General features: G+C 71.7%; 12 protein-coding genes. 7 read left to right on the forward strand and 5 right to left on the reverse strand.

All coding sequences use genetic code 11. From position 1 onward, the window contains the following. Positions 1-461: 461 nt before the first annotated feature. From ACQPZG_RS10795 to glgB, 4 genes are all read left to right on the forward strand, one after another. Positions 462-2,501 carry a maltotransferase domain-containing protein gene (locus ACQPZG_RS10795; protein ID WP_433545587.1) on the forward strand — a complete coding sequence of 680 codons (2,040 nt, stop codon included), beginning with the start codon at positions 462-464 and terminating at the stop codon, positions 2,499-2,501. Then, on the forward strand, positions 2,498-4,246 hold the full coding sequence (gene treS, locus ACQPZG_RS10800; RefSeq protein WP_433545588.1) for a maltose alpha-D-glucosyltransferase: 1,749 nt from the start codon (positions 2,498-2,500) through the stop codon (positions 4,244-4,246). Before ACQPZG_RS10795 ends, treS begins: the two co-directional genes overlap by 4 nt. A gap of 218 nt (positions 4,247-4,464) precedes the next feature. Next, a complete protein-coding gene (locus tag ACQPZG_RS10805) occupies positions 4,465-5,922 on the forward strand; it encodes a maltokinase N-terminal cap-like domain-containing protein (RefSeq protein ID WP_433545589.1) in 1,458 nt (485 codons plus the stop codon). A 46-nt stretch (positions 5,923-5,968) separates the two neighbouring features. Continuing rightward, positions 5,969-8,632, forward strand: a complete 2,664-nt coding sequence (gene glgB / locus ACQPZG_RS10810) for a 1,4-alpha-glucan branching enzyme (protein ID WP_433545590.1) — start codon at positions 5,969-5,971, stop codon at positions 8,630-8,632. Here the strand turns inward: glgB and ACQPZG_RS10815 are convergent. The 3 genes from ACQPZG_RS10815 to ACQPZG_RS10825 form a co-directional block, all read right to left on the reverse strand. Further along, on the reverse strand, positions 8,619-10,913 hold the full coding sequence (locus tag ACQPZG_RS10815; protein WP_433549352.1) for a HelD family protein: 2,295 nt from the start codon (positions 10,911-10,913) through the stop codon (positions 8,619-8,621). The genes glgB and ACQPZG_RS10815 overlap by 14 nt on opposite strands. Positions 10,914-11,143: 230 nt before the next feature. Next, positions 11,144-11,494, reverse strand: a complete 351-nt coding sequence (locus ACQPZG_RS10820; protein ID WP_433545591.1) for an STAS domain-containing protein — start codon at positions 11,492-11,494, stop codon at positions 11,144-11,146. Between the two features lie 248 nt (positions 11,495-11,742). Further along, a complete protein-coding gene (locus tag ACQPZG_RS10825) occupies positions 11,743-13,335 on the reverse strand; it encodes an MFS transporter (RefSeq protein ID WP_433549353.1) in 1,593 nt (530 codons plus the stop codon). 144 nt (positions 13,336-13,479) lie between these two features. Here ACQPZG_RS10825 and ACQPZG_RS10830 point away from each other — a divergent pair, with 144 nt between their 5' ends. Further along, positions 13,480-14,103 carry a TetR/AcrR family transcriptional regulator gene (locus ACQPZG_RS10830; RefSeq protein ID WP_433545592.1) on the forward strand — a complete coding sequence of 208 codons (624 nt, stop codon included), beginning with the start codon at positions 13,480-13,482 and terminating at the stop codon, positions 14,101-14,103. Between the two features lie 555 nt (positions 14,104-14,658). On the opposite strand, the gene ACQPZG_RS10835 is transcribed toward ACQPZG_RS10830, so the two are convergent. Then, the gene (locus ACQPZG_RS10835) at positions 14,659-15,969 is read right to left on the reverse strand and encodes a cation:dicarboxylate symporter family transporter (protein WP_433549354.1); all 1,311 of its coding nucleotides are present in this window, start codon (positions 15,967-15,969) and stop codon (positions 14,659-14,661) included. 381 nt (positions 15,970-16,350) lie between these two features. Here ACQPZG_RS10835 and ACQPZG_RS10840 point away from each other — a divergent pair, with 381 nt between their 5' ends. After that, positions 16,351-16,992 carry an XRE family transcriptional regulator gene (locus ACQPZG_RS10840; protein ID WP_433549355.1) on the forward strand — a complete coding sequence of 214 codons (642 nt, stop codon included), beginning with the start codon at positions 16,351-16,353 and terminating at the stop codon, positions 16,990-16,992. A gap of 182 nt (positions 16,993-17,174) precedes the next feature. On the opposite strand, the gene ACQPZG_RS10845 is transcribed toward ACQPZG_RS10840, so the two are convergent. Beyond that, entirely contained in the window at positions 17,175-18,200 is a 1,026-nt protein-coding gene (locus ACQPZG_RS10845; RefSeq protein WP_433545593.1) for an ATP-dependent 6-phosphofructokinase, read from the reverse strand. 267 nt (positions 18,201-18,467) lie between these two features. On the opposite strand from ACQPZG_RS10845, the gene pta reads away from it, so the two are divergent. Next, on the forward strand, positions 18,468-20,546 hold the full coding sequence (pta, locus tag ACQPZG_RS10850) for a phosphate acetyltransferase (RefSeq protein ID WP_433545594.1): 2,079 nt from the start codon (positions 18,468-18,470) through the stop codon (positions 20,544-20,546). Positions 20,547-20,695 lie beyond the last annotated feature (149 nt).

The raw sequence follows: 20,695 nt of genomic DNA on the forward strand, positions 1-20,695 counted from the left end.
GATCGGTTCGACCGGGGCACGTGCCGTTCGGCGCGTCGTCCATTCGGCCCCGGGGTCCCGGCGCGGCCGTCCGGGTGCCGCCGACGGTGCGGCGTCCCCCGGCCGACCACGGATGGACCGCGCCCGCCGAGGTGAGCGGTGTGTCCACCGGCCGGGTGACCGGGAGGGGGCGAAGGGCTCCGGCGGCGCCTGCCCGGCCTCGCCTTCGAGCCAACAAATGACTGACCGGAAAAGGCAGTTGAGTGAACGAGTCCCGTCGCTTCCGGCGAGGTCCGGCCGTTTTCGGTGCGCCGTCCGGGGCACGCGCCGTTACGCGCCAGTAGTTGACAGGGCACCGGATTGATCCCCCGATGTGTAGGGGAAGTCTCCCCCCGGTACTCATCAGAAGAACGTCTGAACGGGTGCCCCGCTCCGCCCCCGCCCCACCCCCGTCAGCCCAGTGATCACGGACAGGTGAGCCCATGATCGGTCGTATCCCCGTCCTGGACGTCCTTCCCGCCGTGGACGGCGGCAGAAGGCCGGCCAAGGCGGTGGCAGGAGAAACGTTCCAGGTCTCCGCCACCGTCTTCCGTGAAGGCCACGACGCCGTGGCCGCCAACGTGGTGCTGCTCGATCCCCGGGGCCGGCCCGGCCCCTGGACCCCGATGCGGGAGCTGGCCCCGGGCACCGACCGGTGGGGCGCGGACGTGACCCCGGACGCCGAGGGCCTGTGGTCGTACGTCGTGGAGGCGTGGGGGGACCCCGTCTCGACGTGGCGACATCACGCCCGGATCAAGATCCCGGCCGGGCAGGACACCGAGACGGTCCTCGCCGAGGGCGCAGAGCTGTACGAGCGGGCCGCGCTCGGCGTGCCGAAGCGGGACGGCCGCGAGGCGGTGCTGGCCGCCGTGGACGCCCTGCGCGACACCGACCGTCCGGTCGCCGCCCGGCTCGCCGCCGCCCTCACCCCCGAGGTGGACGCCGCGCTGAGCCGCCACCCGCTGCGCGAGCCCCTGTCCGCCTCCGCGCCGCTGCCGCTGCTCGTCGAGCGCAGGCGGGCGCTCTTCGGTTCCTGGTACGAGCTGTTCCCGCGCTCCGAGGGCGCGCACGTGCCCGAGGCGGGCGTCGCCGGCCGCGGGAGGGCCGCGCGGGCCGCCCCGGGGCCCGTCGTCAGCGGGACCTTCCGCACCGCCGCCGAGAGGCTTCCCGCGGTCGCCGCCATGGGCTTCGACGTGGTGTACCTGCCGCCGGTCCACCCGATCGGCAGGACCTTCCGCAAGGGCCCGAACAACACCCTCTCGGCGAGCCCTTCGGACCCCGGGGTGCCCTGGGCGATCGGTTCCGAGGACGGCGGGCACGACGCCGTCCACCCCGCCCTCGGCACCTTCGAGGACTTCGACCACTTCGTGTCCGTCGCCCGCGGCCTGGGCATGGAGGTCGCCCTGGACTTCGCCCTCCAGTGCTCCCCCGACCACCCGTGGGTCACCGAGCATCCGGAGTGGTTCCACCACCGGCCCGACGGCACCATCGCCTACGCCGAGAACCCGCCGAAGAAGTACCAGGACATCTACCCGATCGCCTTCGACCACGACATGGACGGGCTGGTCGCCGAGACGCTGCGGATCCTGCGGCTGTGGATGGGCCACGGCGTGCGGATCTTCCGTGTCGACAATCCGCACACCAAGCCGGTCGTCTTCTGGGAACGGGTGATCGGCGAGATCAACCGCACCGACCCCGACGTGATCTTCCTGGCCGAGGCGTTCACCCGGCCCGCGATGATGCGCACCCTCGCCGCCGTCGGCTTCCAGCAGTCGTACACCTACTTCACCTGGCGCAACACCAAGCAGGAACTGACCGAGTACATGCTGGAGTTGGCGCACGAGACGGCCGCGTACATGCGCCCCAACTTCTTCGTGAACACCCCCGACATCCTGCACGCCTACCTCCAGCGCGGCGGCCGTCCGGCGTTCGAGGTGCGGGCGGTGCTGGCCGCGACCATGTCGCCCTCCTGGGGCGTGTACGCGGGTTACGAACTGTGCGAGAACGTTCCGGCCAAGGAGGGCAGCGAGGAGTACCTCGACTCCGAGAAGTACCAGCTCAGGCCCCGGGACTGGGAGACCGCCGAGCGCCAGGGCCGCACGATCACGCCGCTGATCACCAAGCTGAACCGGCTGCGGCGCAGGAACCCCGCCCTCCAGCAGTTGCGGAACGTCCACTTCCACCACACGGACAACGAGCACGTCCTCGCCTATTCGAAGAGCGGCACCAGAGGCGACGGGGAATCGAACACCGTTTTGGTGGTCGTGAACCTCGACCCTCACCACACCCAGGAGGCCACGGTCTCGTTGGACATGCCGGCGCTCGGCCACGACTGGCACGAGACCGTCCCGGTGCGCGACGAGCTCACCGGCGAGACCTACCACTGGGGCAGGGCCACGTACGTGCGCCTGGAGCCGGGCAGGACGCCCGGGCACCTCGTCACCCTGCGACCGTCCCCGCTGACCGGAGGGTCACCCACATGATCGTCAACGAGCCCGTCCACGACACGTTCGAGGACACCCCCGCCAAGGACCGCGACCCCGAGTGGTTCAAGCGCGCGGTCTTCTACGAAGTCCTCGTCCGGTCCTTCCAGGACAGCAACGGAGACGGAGTCGGCGACCTCAAGGGCATCACCGCCAAACTGGACTACCTCCAGTGGCTGGGCGTCGACTGCCTCTGGCTGCCGCCGTTCTTCATGTCGCCGCTGCGCGACGGCGGCTACGACGTCTCCAACTACACTGCGGTGCTGCCGGAGTTCGGCGACCTCGCCGACTTCGTGGAGTTCGTCGACGCCACGCACCAGCGCGGCATGCGCGTGATCATCGACTTCGTCATGAACCACACGAGCGACCAGCACGAGTGGTTCCAGCAGTCCAGGAGCGACCCGGAGGGGCCGTACGGCGACTACTACGTCTGGGCGGACGACGACAAGCAGTACCAGGACGCCCGGATCATCTTCGTCGACACCGAGACGTCCAACTGGACCTTCGACCCGGTCCGCAAGCAGTACTACTGGCACCGCTTCTTCTCCCACCAGCCGGACCTCAACTACGAGAACCCCCGGGTGCAGGAGGAGATCATCTCCGCGCTGCGGTTCTGGCTGGACCTCGGCATCGACGGCTTCCGGCTCGACGCGGTGCCCTACCTCTACCAGGAGGAGGGCACCAACTGCGAGAACCTGCCCCGCACCCACGACTTCCTCAAGCGGGTACGGGCGGAGATCGACGCCTCGTACCCGGACACCGTGCTGCTGGCCGAGGCGAACCAGTGGCCGGAGGACGTCGTCGACTACTTCGGCGACTTCTCCAAGGGCGGCGACGAGTGCCACATGGCGTTCCACTTCCCCGTGATGCCGCGGATCTTCATGGCGGTGCGGCGCGAGTCGCGGTACCCGGTCTCGGAGATCCTCGCCAAGACCCCGGCGATCCCGCACAACGCCCAGTGGGGCATCTTCCTGCGCAACCACGACGAGCTGACCCTGGAGATGGTCACCGACGAGGAGCGCGACTACATGTACGCGGAGTACGCGAAGGACCCGCGGATGCGCGCCAACATCGGCATCCGCCGTCGCCTCGCGCCGCTGCTGGAGAACGACCGCAACCAGATCGAGCTGTTCACCGCGCTGCTGCTGTCGCTCCCGGGTTCCCCGATCCTCTACTACGGCGACGAGATCGGCATGGGCGACAACATCTGGCTCGGCGACCGTGACGCGGTGCGCACGCCGATGCAGTGGACGCCGGACCGCAACGCCGGGTTCTCCTCCTGCGACCCGGGCCGGCTGTCCCTGCCGACGATCATGGACCCGGTGTACGGCTACCAGGTGACCAACGTCGAGGCGTCCATGACCTCGCCGTCGTCCCTGCTGCACTGGACCCGGCGGATGATCGAGATCCGCAAGCAGAACCCGGCCTTCGGACTGGGGTCGTACACGGAACTGCCCTCGTCGAACCCGGCCGTGCTCGCCTTCCTCCGCGAGGCCCCCTCCACGAGGGACGGCGAGGACGACCTCGTGCTGTGCGTGCACAACTTCTCGCGGTTCGCCCAGCCGACGGAACTCGACCTCCAGGCATTCAACGGCCGCCATCCGGTCGAGCTGATCGGCGGGGTCCGCTTCCCGGCGATCGGCCAGCTGCCGTATCTGCTGACCCTGGCGGGGCACGGCTTCTACTGGTTCCGGCTGCGGAAGGCGCAGACCTCGCTGGTCCGGCCGCCGAAGCGGAAGCTCTGAGGGCAGCGGCGAGCCGCTACGGAAAGTCAGCTCCCCGGCGGTACCGTTTTCCCCGTCCCGCCGGGGGCACCCTCACTTTCGTACGTCGCACAGATTTCGCACGTCGCACCGACGACGTCACCCGCGTACCCGTCAAGTCCCGTACAGCCGGACAGCTTTGCCGCGATCCGGGACACTCCGCACATTCCCAGGTGTGCCCGGGGAAAGGACGCGATGCCATGTCCGAGGCACCCTCCGCCTCGCCGCACACCTCCCTGCCGACAGCCGTCCCGCCGCTCACCGCTCCCTCGGTCCCCCCGCACGCCTCGTCCGCCCTGCTCGCCTCTCTGGCCCCACTGCTCCACGAGTGGCTGCCCAGGCAGCGGTGGTTCGCGGGCAAGGGGCGCCCGGTCGACCGGTTCACCCTGGTGTCGGCGACCGAGCTGATGCCCCTGACCGGTTCCCCCGGGCTGCTGCATCTCCTCGTACGGGCGCATCAGCCGCAGACGGCGCCGCCGTCGGGCTCCCGCGGTGCGCCACCGCCGGCCGACTGCTACCAGCTCCTGCTCGGCGTGCGCCGGTCGCTGCCGCCCTCCCTCGCGTCCTCGCTCATCGGTCAGGTGCCGGACGGGCCGCTGTCCGGACACAGCGTGTACGAGGCCATGGAGGATCCACGACTCGCCACCCTGCTGCTCGAACGGCTGCGGGTGCCGGGTCCGCTCGGGTCGCTCCGCTTCGAGAAGGAGCCGAAGGCCGACGTACAGGCCGGACTCGCTCCGCGCGTCCTGGGGCTCGAACAGTCCAACTCCTCGTTGGTCTATGGAGATACGTTCATCCTCAAGATCTTCCGGCGACTGCACCCCGGCGCCAACCCCGATCTGGAGCTGCCGCTCGCTCTCGCCCAGCAGAGCTGCGCGCGGGTCCCCGAACCGGTCGCCTGGTTCGAGGGCGCGAATCCGGACGACCCCTACCAGCCGTACACCCTGGGCCTGCTGCAACCCTTCCTGCGCGAGGCCCGGGACGGGTGGCAGCTCGCCCTCAGCCACCTGGCCGACGGGCGGGACTTCACCGACGAGGCCCACGCGCTGGGCAGGGCCACCGCCGAGGTGCACACCGCGCTCGCCGACGCGCTGCCGACGCTCACCCTGGGCCGCCCGCAGACCGACCTGCTCGCCGACCAGATGACCGAACGCCTGGACACGGTCGTCCAGGCGGTGCCCGCGCTCCTCCCGTACGCGCCGGGCCTGCGACGGGCCTTCGACGCCTTACGAAGCCTGAGCAGCGCCGGTCCCGCGGTCGCCGCCCAGCGGGTGCACGGCGACCTGCACCTCGGGCAGGCACTGCGCAACGGCGACGGCGAGTGGTCGGTGATCGACTTCGAGGGCGAGCCGGCGAAATCGATCACTGAGCGCCGCCGCCCGCAGCCGGTCGTCCGGGATGTGGCCGGAATGCTGCGCTCCTTCGACTACGCGGCCCGCACCAACCAGCCGTGGAACCCCGAGTGGGCCCAGCGCTGCCGCGCCGCCTACTGCGAGGGGTACGCGGCCGTCGCCGGCGCCGATCCGCGCTCCATGCCCGAACTGCTGCGGGCCTACGAGACCGACAAGGCGGTGTACGAGGTGCTCTACGAGGCCCGGCACCGGCCCGACTGGCTCGCGGTGCCGATGGCGGCGGTCCAGCGCCTGGCGACCACCTGACCCCCCGGCACGACCTCTCTGCTGAGCTCCTGAGGAGGATGCACCCGTGACCCCCCGTTCCACCCCGCCGCCCGGCGAGGAGACCCCCCGGCCGACCCGCCGCACCACACCCGCGGCGGCCACGCCCGCCGCCGCACCCAAGGCACCGAAGGCCCCGAAGGTGCCCAAGGCCGCCAAGGCGCCGAAGGCCCCCAAGCCGAGGTCGGCCAAGGCCGGGACGGGCAAGGCCGCCAAGCCGGACCCCGCCGCCGCCGGGACCGCCACCGGTCCCACGGCCGACGAAGCCCCCGCCACGGGCCCCGCGCCCGCCGCCTCGGACCTCACTCCCGCGGCCACCGCACCCGCACCCGCCGAACGCCCTGCCACCGTCACCGCTCCCACCGAACCCGGCGCCGTCGCCGTCGCGCCCGCCAAGCCGGGCCCCGCCGACGCGCCCGTGCCCCTCCCCGGCCGGAGCGCGTCCCCCGCGCCCCTTCCCGAACAGGGCGGGCACGCGCCCGCCCCCGGCCAGGGCGTGCAGCCCGCGCCTCCGCTCGGCGCCGACGACCGGGGCCGACTGCTGTCCGGAACCCACCACGAGCCGCACGGCGTCCTGGGCGCGCGTCCCGAGACCGGCGGCGGCGTCGTGTTCCGGGTGCTGCGGCCGTACGCGAAGGCCGTCACCGTCCTGGCCGACGGAATGCGCGCCCAGCTCCTGGACGAGGGCGACGGGTTTTTCGCCGGGGTGGTGCCGCTGGACGCCGTGCCGGAGTACCGGTTGCTGATCACCTACGACGACAACGAGATCGAGGTCGACGATCCGTACCGCTTCCTGCCCGCGCTCGGCGACCTCGACCTGCATCTGATCGGCGAGGGCCGGCACGAGGAACTGTGGAAGGCGCTCGGCGCGCAGCCGCTCGTCCACCAGTCCTGCACCGGCACCCGCTTCACCGTATGGGCGCCCAACGCCCGCGGGGTGCGCGTCGTCGGCGACTTCAACTACTGGGACGGCACCGGGTACCCGATGCGTTCGCTCGGCGGGACCGGGGTGTGGGAGCTGTTCCTGCCCGGGGTCGGCGAGGGGGCGCTGTACAAGTTCCAGATCACCCGGCCCGACGGCTCGTTCACGATGCGCGCCGACCCGATGGCCCGGCGTACCGAGGTGCCTCCCGCGAACGCGTCGGTGGTGACCGACTCGGACTACGAGTGGCAGGACGCCGAGTGGATGGCGACGCGGGCGGCGCGTCCGGTGCACGAGGCGCCGTTCTCCGTGTACGAGGTGCATCTGGCCTCCTGGCGTCCGGGACTGACGTACCGTCAGTTGGCCGAGCAGCTTCCGGCCTACGTCGCCGACCTCGGCTTCACCCACGTCGAGATGATGCCGGTCGCCGAGCATCCCTTCGGCGGGTCCTGGGGCTACCAGGTCACCGGGTTCTACGCGCCGACCTCCCGGATGGGCGGCCCCGACGACTTCCGCTTCCTCGTCGACGCCCTGCACCGGGCCGGGGTCGGGGTGATCGTCGACTGGGTGCCCGCACACTTCCCGCGCGACGACTGGGCGCTCGCCGAGTTCGACGGCCGCCCGCTGTACGAGCACGAGGATCCGCTGAAGTCCGCGCACCCCGACTGGGGCACGCTCGAATTCGACTACGGCCGCAAGGAGGTGCGCAACTTCCTGGTGGCGAACGCGACTTACTGGTGCGAGGAGTTCCACGTCGACGGCCTGCGCGTGGACGCGGTCGCCTCGATGCTCTACCTCGACTACTCGCGCGAGGAGGGCCAGTGGGTGCCCAACCAGCACGGGGGGCGTGAGAACCTCGACGCGGTGGCCTTCCTCCAGGAGATGAACGCGACCGTCTACCGCCGCAATCCGGGCGTCGTCACCATCGCCGAGGAGTCCACCGCCTGGGACGGCGTCACCCGTGCCACCCACCACACCGGCCCCGGCGGCTTCGGGGGCCTGGGCTTCGGCCTGAAGTGGAACATGGGGTGGATGCACGACTCCCTCGGCTACGTCGCCAAGGAGCCGGTGCACCGCAAGTACCACCACCACGAGATGACCTTCTCGATGGTCTACGCGTACAGCGAGAACTACTGCCTGCCCATCTCGCACGACGAGGTGGTGCACGGCAAGCGTTCCCTGGTGAGCAAGATGCCCGGCGACTGGTGGCAGCAGCGCGCCACCCACCGCGCGTACCTCGGTTTCATGTGGTCCCACCCCGGCAAGCAACTCCTCTTCATGGGGCAGGAGTTCGCGCAGGGCGCCGAGTGGTCGGAGGCGTACGGGCCCGACTGGTGGCTGCTGGACCCCTCGTACGGGGCGGAGGCCGAGCACCGGGGCGTGCGCGACCTGGTCCGCGACCTCAACACGACGTACTCCGCCACCCCGGCCCTGTGGGAGCGGGACACCGTGCCCGAGGGGTTCGCCTGGGTGGCCGGCGACGCCGCCGAGGACAACGTGTTCGCCTTCCTGCGGTACGACGCCGACGGCAGCCCGCTGCTCGCGGTGTCCCACTTCTCGCCGGTCGTCCGGCACGACTACCCCATCGGCGTGCCGGACGACGTGGTCGCCTGGGCGGAGGTCCTCAACACGGACGCCGCCCGCTACGGGGGCAGCGGCATCCAGCACACGGAACCGCTGAAGCCGGAGGCGACCGGGCACCACGGCCGGCCGGCCTCCCTGCGGGTCACGCTGCCGCCGCTGGCGACGGTCTGGTTCAGGCCGGCGTGACGGCCCGCGCGAAGGAGAGCGGCTCGGTGTGCACCAGGCCGAGCCGCTGCGTGGCCCGGGTCAGCGCCACGTAGAGGTCGCCCGTGCCGCGCGGGGAGCCGGACCCGATCAGGTCCGGCTCCGCCACGATCACCGTGTCGAACTCCAGGCCCTTGGCCTGGTGCGGGGCGAGCAGGACGACCGGGGCGGTGAGGTCGGGCTCCGTGCCGCACGAGGCGTGGGGCAGCGCTTCGGCGAGGGCGGGGAGCAGGGCGGCCGGGGCGACGACGGCCAGCCGTCCGCCCGCCTCCACGGACGCCCGCGCCTCAGCGACCGCGTCCGCGACCGCACGCGGCAGATCCTCGGCGGTGGTCCGCCGGGTCCACGGGGGCACGCCGGTGGAGCGGACCGAACTCGGTGGCACGAAGGACGGGTCGGCGGCGCGCACGACGTGCGCGGCGAGTTCCATGATCTCGGCCGGGGTGCGGTAGTTGACGCCGAGCCGGGTGTGTTCGTAGCGGTTGCCGACGTACGGGTCGAGGATCTCCTTCCAGGAGCCGCAGCCCGCCGCGTCCCCGGTCTGCGCGGGGTCCCCGACCAGGGTCATCGAGTGGGTGGGGCAGCGGCGCATCAGCAGCCGCCACGCCATCGCGGACAGCTCCTGCGCCTCGTCGACGATGATGTGGCCGAACGCCCAGGTGCGGTCGGCGGCGGCGCGCTGCGCGGCGCTGCGGTGGTCGGCCTCGTCGTGGCGTTCGGCGAACCGTTCGGCGTCGATGAGGTCGTGTGCCGAGAGCACCTCGGACTCCTCGTCGTCGAGGTCCTCGAACTCGTAGGTGCGCGAGCCGTACGACACGTCCAGCACGCCCTGTGCGTAGGCGACCCGTTCCTCGTACTCGCGGGCGGCGGCGGCGCGGGCCGCGTGGTCGTCCTGGCCGAGCAGTTCGGCGGCCTCGTCGAGGAGGGGAACGTCGGCGGGGGTCCACGCGCCGCCCTCCCGGCGGACCGCCGCCGCGTCCTCGGCGGAGAGCCGGGCGCCGGGGTCGGCGAGGAAGTCGGTGACGAGCTGCTGCGGGGTGAGTTCCGGCCACAGGCCGTCGATCGCGGCCGTCACGTCCGGGTTGGCGGCGATCTCCTTGCCGAGCTGCTCGATGTCGGCGGCGCTGAGGATGTTGCCCTCGGGGATCTCCTCGCCCAGTTCCTCGGCGATGGCCTCGTACGGTTCCCGGCCGACGCGGTCGGCCAGCTGCGCGGTGAGCGCGTCCAGGACGTACCGGCCGAAGTGCGGGCGGGCCAGGTTGTGCGGGAGCTCGGTGGCGCGGGCCCGGTGGCGGGCGTCCTCGGCCATGGTGCGCTCCAGGTGGAGCGTCCACTGCTCGTGCGGGATCTCCAGCGCGGTGTCCGGGACGGTCTGCTGGTCGCGTACGACGCGGGCCAGGACGTCCGCCATGCCGACGCGGCCCTTGACCGCTGCCGCCGCCGGGGTGTCGGTGCCGGTGGCGGTGACGCCGGGGAAGAGTTCGCCGGTGGTGGCGAGGAGGACGCCGGTCTCGCCGAGGGAGGGCAGGACGTCGCCGATGTAGCCGAGGAAGGCCGGGTTGGGGCCGACGATCAGGACGGCGCGGCGGGCGAGCTGCTCGCGGTGCGCGTACAGGAGGTAGGCCGCGCGGTGCAGGGCGACGGCGGTCTTGCCGGTGCCGGGGCCGCCCTCGACGACGAGGACGCCGCGGTGCGGGGCGCGGATGATGCGGTCCTGTTCGGCCTGGATGGTCTGCACGATGTCGGCCATCCGGCCGGTGCGGGCGGAGTTGAGGGCGGCGAGCAGCACGGCGTCGCCGCTGGGGTCCTCGTGCCCGGTGCGGGTGGTGTCGCCGAGGTCGAGGATCTCGTCGTGCAGGGCGGTGACGGTGCGGCCCCGGGTGGTGAGGTGCCGGCGGCGGCGCAGCCCCATCGGGGTGTGGCCGGTGGCGAGGTAGAAGGGGCGGGCCACCGGGGCGCGCCAGTCGACGAGCAGCGGGGTGCGCTCGGCGTCGTCCCGGCGGATGCCCGTACGGCCGATGTGGTGGGTGGTGCCGCCCTCGGTGCCGCCGAAGTCGAGGCGGCCGAAGCACAGGCCCGATTCGACCGAGTTCAGCGCGGCCAGTTCGCCGGAGCGTTCCTGGACGGTCACCTCGCGCTCGACGCGTGCCTGGAGGCCGTTGCCCCTCTGCGCGAACGACCCCTGCACCAGCGCCTCGGCCTCGCCGCGAAGCTCGTCGAGACGTGCGTAGAGGCCGTCGATGAACTGCTGTTCCTGCCGCAGTTCACCGGTTGACAATTCCTCGGTTGACAAGGCTTCCCCCACTGGGCTAGTCTCTGGTCATGGCGCTTCTCCATGGCCTTTTTCGAGTTCAGTCATGGAAACGTCCAATATACGCAGAGAAATACCCCGGCTGTCAACGCGCCGGGGTACTTCTGTTTTCGCCCCGGACTCCCGCCCGGGACGCATCCGGAGCGGCGGGCTCGGGGCCGGGGTCAGGCTCGGGGCCGGGGTCAGGACAGCGAGGGCTCCGGGAGCTGCTCGACGAAATCCAGGGGCGGCCCCACGTCCACGTACCGCAGGATCCTGAGGGCGTTCCGGTTCGGGCAGTACACCGTGAACTCCCCTCCCCACCGGGCGACCTGCCGCCGCACCCGGATCAGCAGGCTCAGCCCGCTGCAATCCAGGAAGGTGAGCCCGCGCAGGTCGGCCACCGTGCGCGACGGTCGGGCCACCAGGGCCCGGTCGATCCGGGGGCCGTGGTGGAGGGCGGCGTGGAGATCCAGTTCGCCGGTGATCCTGAGGACGAGGGCATCGCCCGTCCGCAGCGCTTCCAGGGACGTGTGGGCAACGGGTTCCGGCATGGTTCCACCCCAGGTGATCGGCGACTGCTGCACTCTCTGGCGGACTCACCGGGGTCTGGGATGGCCCCCACGAACGTATGCGTTCGACTCGAAGCAGAATCGGTTACCCATACAGGATCGGCCCGTACGAGTGAATATCCTTCGGTTCACTTGACGCGGCGTTCCGGTCGCACCGGGCGCCGGACCTTGCCGAGGGCGGGCGGCCCGACGCGTCGCGCCGGGCCGGGCGCCCCGTTGCCGGGGTGCCGCTACTTCCGGCCCGCGCGGCCCGGCAGCAGCAGCGCCACCAGCACCGTACCCGCGCCGAGCACCACCGCCCCGACGAGGCTGGTGTGCGCCACCGCGTCGGAGAAGGCGGAGCCGACCGCGTCCGCCATGTCCCTCGCCCCGTCGGCCAGTTGACCGGCCTGCCCCTTGAGCTGTGCGGCCTGCTCGGGGGAGGCCGCCTTCGCTGCCTGCCCGGCGAGTGCGTGCGCCTTCTCGCCGATGCCCTGTGCGACCGCGTACCCGGCCCCCACGGAGTCCTGCGCGGTGTCGAGCGCGGAGGCGGGCAGCTTCGTACCGTTCACCCCGTCCGCCAGGTGCGAGGAGTACGAACCGGCCAGTACCGACCCGAGGACCGCGATGCCGAGCGAGCCGCCCAGCTCCAGCGAGGTGTCGTTGACCGCGCCGCCCACGCCGAGTTCCGACTCGGGGAAGGCGCCCATGATCGCGTCCGTGCACGGCGAGAGCGCCAGTCCGATGGCGAGGCCGAGGATGACCAGCGGCAGGACGAAGTCGCCGTACGAGGAGGCGGCGTCGACGCGGGTGAGCAGGGCGAGCGCGACCGTGCCGCCGACCATTCCGGCCGTGACGGTGACCTTCATGCCCAGTCGCGGGGTGAGGAAGCCGGTGAGCGCGGAGCCCACGAAGACCGCTCCGGCCAGCGGCAGCATCCGTACGCCCGTCTCCAGCGCGTTGAAGCCGAGCACGAACTGGAGGTGCTGGGTCAGGAAGTAGAACGCGCCGAAGACCGCCAGGAAGAAGAGCGCGACGGCGAGGTTGGAGCCCGCGAAGCCGCGGTCGAGGAAGCGGCGGACGTCGAGCACGGGACGCGGATGGCGCAGCTCCCACAGGACGAACAGGAGCAGACCGACGCCCGCGACGACGGCGGCGCCGATGGCCTTGGCGCCCCAGCCGAAGTGCGGTCCCTCGATGATCGCGTAGATCAGCGCGGCGACCCAGACGACGGAGAGCAGCCCGCCGACGTAGTCGATCCGGCCGTGCACGGACGCCTTGGACGGCGGTACGAGGGTGAACGCGCCGACGATCGCGAGGGCGGCGACGGGCACGTTGATCAGGAAGGTGGAGGCCCAGCCGTGGTTCTCCAGCAGCGCGCCCGCGACCAGCGGTCCTGCGGCGATGGCGAGGCCGGCGGTGGCGGTCCAGATGACGATCGCCTTGGCGCGTTCACCGCGCGGGAAGGTCGCGGCGAGGAGGGAGAGCGTCGCGGGCATGATCATCGCCGCGCCGACGCCCATCACCGCGCGGGCGGCTATGACACCGTCCGCGCTGCCGACGAGCGACCCGGCCACCGCGCCGCCGCCGAAGACGAGCAGGCCCAGCACGAGCGCGCCGCGCCGGCTGTACTTGTCCCCGATCGCACCGAGGAGCAGCATCAGCGCGGCGTACGGGACGGTGTAGCCGTCGACGACCCACTGGAGGTCCGCGCTGTTCAGCCCGAGGTCCTTGGTCATGTCCGGAGCCGCCACGGTGAGGGCGGTGTTCGCCATCACGATGATCAACAGGCTGAGGCAGAGGACGAGCAGGGCCCACCAGCGTTTCGGATAGGGCCGGTCCATCTCCTCGACCGGCCGGGTCGCGAACAGACGACGCACGCTTTTCCACCTCTTTGTTCCCACATGACTTCTCTTTTGCACACCGTTGTGCAATTACACAGCTGTGTGCAAGTTACGTGACTGCACAGCAATGTGCAAAATGGAGGCATGACCACGGGTAGCTCAGGCAACGGCGCCGGCTCAAGCAGGGCGGACGCGAACCGCCGCCGCATCATGGACGTCGCACTCATGGAACTGCTGCGCGATCCGGACGCGAGCATGGACCAGATCGCGCGGGCGGCGGGCGTCGTACGGCGGACGGTGTACGGGCACTTCCCCAGCCGGGAGGCGCTGATCGCCGCGCTCACCGACGGAGCGGCCGAAGCGGTGATCGCCGCCCACACCGCGGCGCGGGCCGGGGTCGACGACCCGGCGGAGGCGCTGGCCAGGGCGATGCTCGCGGTCTGGAGGATCGCCGACCGCTACCGGCTGCTGGTCGCCATGGCGCAGCGGAGCGTCACGATGGAAGGCATCAAGCAGCGGCTGACGCCGGTACGGGAGGACTGCGTGGCCCTGCTGCGGCGCGGCCAGGAGGAGGGCGTCTTCGCCTCCCGGGTGCCGTCGGCGGCGCTGGCGTACGTCCACGAGCAGTCCCTCTTCGGCCTGATGGAGGCCGTCAACGAGGGCCTTCTCCCGGCGGAGGACGCGGGGCGCGCGGCGGCGGAGACGGCGCTGCGGGCGGCGGGGGTCCGGGAGGAGAGGGTGGCGGAGCTGTTGGGGGACGGGGAGTAGGACGGGGCGGCCGAGGGGGTTGCGGGGCGGGAGCGCGGGCTGGGGCGTGGGCGCGGGCCGGCCGAGAAGGTTGCGGGGCGGGGATTGCGGGGCGCGGGCTGTTGCCGAGGGCGCGAGTTGCAGGGCGCGGGAGTTGCGGGGCGCGGGGGTTGCGGGGCGCGGGGGTTGCGGGGCGGGGACCGTAGGGCGCGGGCTGGTCGCGGGGGGTGCGGGGCGCGGGTGCGGGGAGGGCGCGCGTGGGGCGGGTCCTCCGGTGGGGCCGCCCGTTTGTCCGCCCTTCCACCGCACTCGGCTTCGCTCTTGCAGGGGAACCCCGCGCCCCCGGGGGCGGCCCCGTCTCCCGAGGGATCTGCCGACGGGAGGAGGGGGACGGCCCCGCCCGAAGGGGCCACCCGTGGGAGGAGGGTGGGCGACCTCGCCCGAGAGGGCTCTACCCCTGGGGGGCGGACGGCCCCGCCCGGGGGCTACCGATGGCGGACGGCCGGGGCGGGGGCAGACGTTCGCCTTGTCGGGGTGCGGGGCCGCGTGGGCCGGGACCGGCGGCGGGGGTGGGGATCAGTTCGGTGACTTGACGAGGTCCGGTGCCGGGCGTTCGGCGGTGTGTGCGTCCGCGTCGGGCCCTTCCTCCGTCAGCGTCTGTTCGTCGAAGGGCAGTGTGCCGCCCAGGACCAGTCCCGCCCGTTCGCGGTCGATCTCCTTCGTCCACGTCCCGACGAGGACCGTCGCCACCGCGTTCCCCGCGAAGTTCGTCAGTGCCCTGGCCTCGCTCATGAACCGGTCGACGCCGACGATCAGTCCGACCCCGTCCACCAGCTCGGGCCGGTGCGACTGGAGCCCGCCCGCCAGAGTGGCCAGCCCGGCCCCCGTCACTCCCGCCGCGCCCTTCGAAGCGATGATCATGAACCCGAGGAGCGCGACCTGCTCGCCGAGGTTCAGCGGGTCCCCCATCGCGTTCGCGATGAACAGCGACGCCATCGTCAGGTAGATCGCCGTGCCGTCCAGGTTGAACGAGTACCCCGTCGGCACGGTGATGCCGACGACCGGCTTGCTGACCCCCAGGTGCTCCATCTTCGCGATCAGCCTCGGCAGGGCCGTCTCCGAGGACGAGGTGGACAGGATCAACAGGAACTCCCGGCCCAGGTACTTGAGCAGCTTGAAGATGTTCATGCCCGTGCACAGCTTCAAAATCGCCCCGAGCACCAGGAACACGAACAGCACGCACGTCACGTAGAAGGCGATCATGATGACGGCGAGGGCTTGCAGTGCCTTCGCGCCCGTCTCGCCGACGACCGCCGCGATCGCGCCGAACGCCCCGACCGGTGCCGCCCACATCACCATCGCGAGGATCCGGAACACCAGTCGCTGAAGGTGTCCGATGCCGCGCAGCACCGGTTCGCCGGACCTGCCCATCGCCTGGAGCGCGAAGCCCACCAGCAGGGCGACGAACAGCGTCTGGAGGACCGAGCCCTCGGTGAACGCGGACACGAGCGTCTTGGGGATGATGCCGAGCAGGAAGTCGGCCGTCCCCTCGCTCGCGCCCTCGGCCTGCTTGGCGCCCGCACCCTTGTGCGCGTCCAGGTCGAGGTCGGTGCCCGGGTGGATCATGTTGCCGACCAGCAGCCCGATGCCGAGCGCCACCGTCGACATGATCATGAAGTAGCCGAGTGCGAGTCCGCCGACCGCACCGACCTTGGCGGCCTTGCGGACCGAGCCGATGCCCAGCACGATCGTGCAGAAGATGATCGGCGAGATCAGCATCTTGATCAGGTTCACGAAGCCGGTGCCGATGGGCTTCAGGTCCTTGGCCACGCCCGGGAACACGAAGCCGACGGCGATGCCGAGGACGACGGCGAGGATCACCGCGATGTAGAGGTAGTGCGACCGGTCCCGCTTCCTGGGGACCGACGACGGAGGCCGAGCCGTCCGTTCCGCTTCCGATCCTGTTCCCGCTCCGGCCACTGGAAGCCCTCCTCGTCGTCTTCGCCACGCACGCGTCGGCGCACGTCCCGGCGACTATGCACCCACACGCCTCCCGCCGTTCCCTTTTGGTCGTTGAGTTCACAAAAGGCCCCGGGTTGGCACACCGGACGTTCCCACGACGGGTGATCTCGTGGGAACGCACCGTAGCCAGGGGCCGCCGCGGGCCCTACCGTGGGCCCGGTGCCCCAGCCCTCCGCCACTCCCGCCCCGGACGCCCCGCCGCCCTTCGACGCCCTCGCCGCACGACGGCTGCGGGAGGCGCTGGGGATGACGCACGGCCATGTCGCGTACGGGCTGCAGTCGCAGTACGGACTCGACATCGGCCCGGACCTGGTCGCCGCATGGGAACGCGGACTGCGCACGCCCACCGGTCGCGAAGTGACCGCGCTGGCCGGGGTGCTGTGGTGCTCCCCCGCCGAGCTGCTGCTCGCCGCGCGCACGTTGCGTGAGCACCGCACGGCGCACGGGCTCGGCGCCGACGACATGGCACGCCGGGTCGGACTCGGGCTGGACGCGTACCTCAGGATGGAGGAGGCCGGTCGGTGGCGGGGCAACGACCGGCAGACCGCCGCGCTCGTCGCCGAACTCGGCCTGTCCCCCGCCCAGTTCATCACGGCGGCCGGGAGGGAGGAGGAGCTCGCCGAACTCCTGCGGAGCGCGGTGACGACACGCTGGCAGGCGTACGTACGCCCCCTCACCAAGCTGCTCCCCGGGGGGCGGGCCGCGCTCCCGAACACGCTGGAGGACGTCCTGCTGCGGCTGCACGCCGACTACCAGTCACGGATGGTGGCGACGCTGGGGTGGGGAGGCGGTGTGGGGGACGCGGGCGACGGCGCTGCCGGGCGGGAGTTCCTGGAGAGCATCGTGCAGCGCTTCTGGGAGCGCGCGGAGGCCACCCGCCAGGCGTGAGGCCGGGCGACCCGACAGGCGTGGGGCCGACCCGACAGGCGTGAGGCCGGGCCGACAGGCGTGAGGCCGGGCGACCCGACAGGCGTGGGGCCGGGCTGATAGGCGTGAGCCAGGCCGACGCGGCACGGCCCCGGTCCGCCGGGTGAGGGACGACCGGGGCAGCCTGGACCCTTGGCCCGGTGCTAGAAGACCGACTCCGCCTCGTCCATCCGGTCGGCCGGGACCCTCTTCAGCTCGTGGACGCCCTCCGCGAGCGGCACCATCTCGATGTTCGTGCCGCGCAGCGCCGTCATCCTGCCGAACTGCCCGGAGTGCGCCGCCTCCACCGCCTGCCAGCCGAAGCGGGTCGCGAGGACGCGGTCGTACGCGGTGGGCGTGCCGCCGCGCTGGACGTGACCGAGGATGACGGGGCGGGCCTCCTTGCCGAGCCTGGCCTCCAGCTCGACGGCGAGACGGGTGCCGATGCCGGTGAAGCGCTCGTGCCCGAACTGGTCGATGACGCCCTTCTCGTACGGCATGGTGCCCTCGACCGGTCGTGCGCCCTCCGCGACGCAGACGACGGCGAACTTCTTGCCGCGTGCGAAGCGCTCCTCGACCATCTTGACCAGCGAGTCGACCTCGAAGGGCCGCTCGGGCAGGCAGATGCCGTGGGCTCCGCCCGCCATGCCGGACTCCAGCGCGATCCAGCCCGCGTGCCGGCCCATGACCTCGACGACCATGACGCGCTGGTGCGACTCGGCGGTCGTCTTCAGACGGTCTATGGCCTCGGTCGCGACGCCGACGGCGGTGTCGAAGCCGAAGGTCCGGTCGGTGCCGTTGATGTCGTTGTCGATGGTCTTCGGTACGCCCACCACCGGCATGCCGGCCTCGGACAGCATCCGGGCGGCGGTCAGCGTGCCCTCGCCGCCGATCGGGATGAGGACGTCGATGCCGTACTTGGTGGCCAGTTCGGCGCAGTTCTCGGCGGCCTCGCGCAGTCGGTCGCGTTCCAGCCGGGCCGAGCCGAGAATCGTGCCGCCGCGCGCCAGGATGCCGCTGACCGCGTTGAGGTCCAGGGGGCGGTAGTGACCGTCGAGGAGGCCCTTGAAGCCGTCCTCGAACCCGATGACCTCGTCGTTGTGTCCGGCGACGGCGCGATGCACGACCGACCGGATCACTGCGTTCAGCCCGGGACAGTCGCCGCCTGCCGTGAGAACTCCGATACGCATCGTGCTGTCTCTCCTGCTCTTGGTGGTACTGGTGAGCCCGATTTCGATTGTTCCACGATCCGCATGACACTCGCGCTCACGGATACTCGCAGGGGCCTCGCCCGAGTGGGCGCTCTAGCCATGCCCAAAGGTATTGTCAAGGGTGCAAGACCACCCTATCCGTACAAACTCAGCAAATTCACTGCTCACTGCGGCAGGGAGCGGCAGACGGGGTACGAGTCCCGCACGAGCCGCAGTGGCGGACCGACGACGAGACGGAGAGCACGCGTGACGCGCAGCGTGTACGTGACCGGCATCGACCGGGGGGACGGCCGCCAGGTCGTCGAGCTGGGAGTCATGGAACTCCTGACCCGCCAGGTGGACCGAGTGGGTGTCTTCCGCCCCCTCGTGCACGACGGCCCCGACCGCCTCTTCGAGCTGCTGCGGGCCCGCTACCGGCTCTCCCAGGATCCGGGGACGGTCTACGGGATGGAGTACGGGCCGGCCTCCGCACTCCAGGCGGAGCGGGGCACCGACGAACTGGTCTCCCAGCTGGTCGACCGCTTCCACCGGGTGGCCCGGGACTACGAGGTGGTGCTCGTCCTCGGCACGGACTTCGCGGACACCCAGCTCCCGGACGAGCTGGCGCTGAACGCACGGCTGGCCAACGAGTTCGGGGCGTCCGTCATACCCGTGGTCGGCGGCCGGAAGCAGCCGGCCGAGTCGGTCCGCGCCGAGGCGCGCAACGCGTTTCGCGCGTACGCGAGCCTTGGCTGCGACGTGCTGACGCTGGTCGTGAACCGGGTCGCCCCCGCCGACCGCGCCGAGATCGCCGAGCGCCTCAACGACAGCCGCCTGCCGGTTCCGGCGTACGTGCTCCCCGACGAGCCCGCGCTGGCGGCGCCGACGGTCGCGCAGATCACCCAGTCGCTGGGCGGAACGGTTCTGCTCGGCGACGACGCGGGCCTCGCACGCGATGCGCTCGACTTCGTCTTCGGCGGCGCGATGCTGCCGAACTTCCTCAACGCGCTGACCCCCGGCTGCCTGGTCGTCACCCCCGGCGACCGCTCCGACCTGGTGGTCGGCTCGCTGGCCGCACACAGCGCCGGGACGCCGCCCATCGCTGGCGTCCTGCTGACGTTGGACGAGCGTCCGGGCAAGGAGATCCTCACCCTGGCCTCGCGGCTCGCGCCCGGCACGCCGGTGATCTCCGTTCCGGGCAGGTCCTTCCCGACGGCGGGCGAGCTGTTCGCCATGGAGGGCAAGCTCAACGCCGCGACCCCGCGCAAGGCCGAGACCGCCCTCGGCCTCTTCGAGCGACATGTCGACACGTCGGATCTGCTGGACCGGATGTCGGTGGCCCGCAGCGGACGCGTCACGCCGATGATGTTCGAGCACGAGCTGCTGGAACAGGCCCGCTCCGACCGCCGTCGCGTCGTCCTGCCCGAGGGCGCCGAGGAACGCGTGCTGCGCGCCGCCGACGTGCTCGTGCGCCGCGACGTCTGCGACCTGACCCTCCTGGGCGACGTCGACGTCATCCGCAAGAAGGCCGCCGACCTGGGCATCGACCTCTCCTCGACCGAGCTCATCGACCCGGCGACCTCCGAGCTGCGGCAGCGTTTCGCCGAGCGGTACGCCGGACTGCGCGCCCACAAGGGCGTCACGGTGGAACTCGCGTACGACGTGGTCGCCGACGTGAACTACTTCGGCACCCTGATGGTCCAGGAGGGCCTCGCCGACGGCATGGTCTCCGGCTCGGTGCACTCCACGGCCGCCACCATCCGTCCCGCCTTCGAGATCATCAAGACCAAACCGGACGCCAAGATCGTCTCCTCGGTCTTCTTCATGTGCCTGGCGGACAAGGTCCTGGTGTACGGGGACTGCGCGGTCAACCCGGACCCGAACGCCGTGCAGCTCGCGGACATCGCGATCCAGTCGGCGGGCACCGCGGCCCGGTTCGGCGTGGACCCGCGGATGGCGATGCTGTCGTACTCCACGGGCACCTCGGGCGCGGGCGCGGACGTCGACAAGGTGCGGGAGGCGACGGAACTCGTCCGGTCCTCGCGCCCCGACCTGCTGGTCGAGGGGCCGATCCAGTACGACGCGGCGGTGGAGCCCTCGGTGGCCGCGACCAAGCTGCCCGGCTCCGCCGTCGCGGGCCAGGCGAGCGTGCTGATCTTCCCGGACCTCAACACCGGCAACAACACCTACAAGGCGGTGCAGCGCTCGGCGGGCGCGGTCGCCGTCGGTCCGGTCCTCCAGGGCCTGCGCAAACCGGTCAACGACCTGTCCCGCGGCGCGCTCGTCCAGGACATCGTCAACACGGTGGCCATCACCGCCATCCAAGCCCAGTCCCCCACCCCCTGACCGTCCCGGCGGCCCCTCGGGCGGCGGCCCGACCCCGCCCCCCGTAGCCCCCTCGGGCGGCGTTCCCGGCCCCGGGGCGCAGGGGTCCCTCTGCACGAGCGAAGCCGAGTGCTCGGGGAGGAGCGGGCAAGGGGGCGACCCCACGCGGA

Origin of the sequence: Streptomyces sp. CA-294286 (genome assembly GCF_050947155.1) — a bacterium.
Classification (GTDB): Bacteria; Actinomycetota; Actinomycetes; order Streptomycetales; family Streptomycetaceae; genus Streptomyces.

What these genes read in the sequence shown, in the direction of transcription:
- ACQPZG_RS10795 (WP_433545587.1), top strand. Translation starts at nt 462, where the DNA reads ATGATCGGTCGTATCCCCGTCCTGGACGTCCTTCCCGCCGTGGACGGC.
- treS (WP_433545588.1), top strand. Translation starts at nt 2,498, where the DNA reads ATGATCGTCAACGAGCCCGTCCACGACACGTTCGAGGACACCCCCGCC.
- ACQPZG_RS10805 (WP_433545589.1), top strand. Translation starts at nt 4,465, where the DNA reads ATGTCCGAGGCACCCTCCGCCTCGCCGCACACCTCCCTGCCGACAGCC.
- ACQPZG_RS10820 (WP_433545591.1), bottom strand. Translation starts at nt 11,494, where the DNA reads ATGCCGGAACCCGTTGCCCACACGTCCCTGGAAGCGCTGCGGACGGGC.
- ACQPZG_RS10825 (WP_433549353.1), bottom strand. Translation starts at nt 13,335, where the DNA reads ATGGACCGGCCCTATCCGAAACGCTGGTGGGCCCTGCTCGTCCTCTGC.
- ACQPZG_RS10830 (WP_433545592.1), top strand. Translation starts at nt 13,480, where the DNA reads ATGACCACGGGTAGCTCAGGCAACGGCGCCGGCTCAAGCAGGGCGGAC.
- ACQPZG_RS10840 (WP_433549355.1), top strand. Translation starts at nt 16,351, where the DNA reads ATGACGCACGGCCATGTCGCGTACGGGCTGCAGTCGCAGTACGGACTC.
- ACQPZG_RS10845 (WP_433545593.1), bottom strand. Translation starts at nt 18,200, where the DNA reads ATGCGTATCGGAGTTCTCACGGCAGGCGGCGACTGTCCCGGGCTGAAC.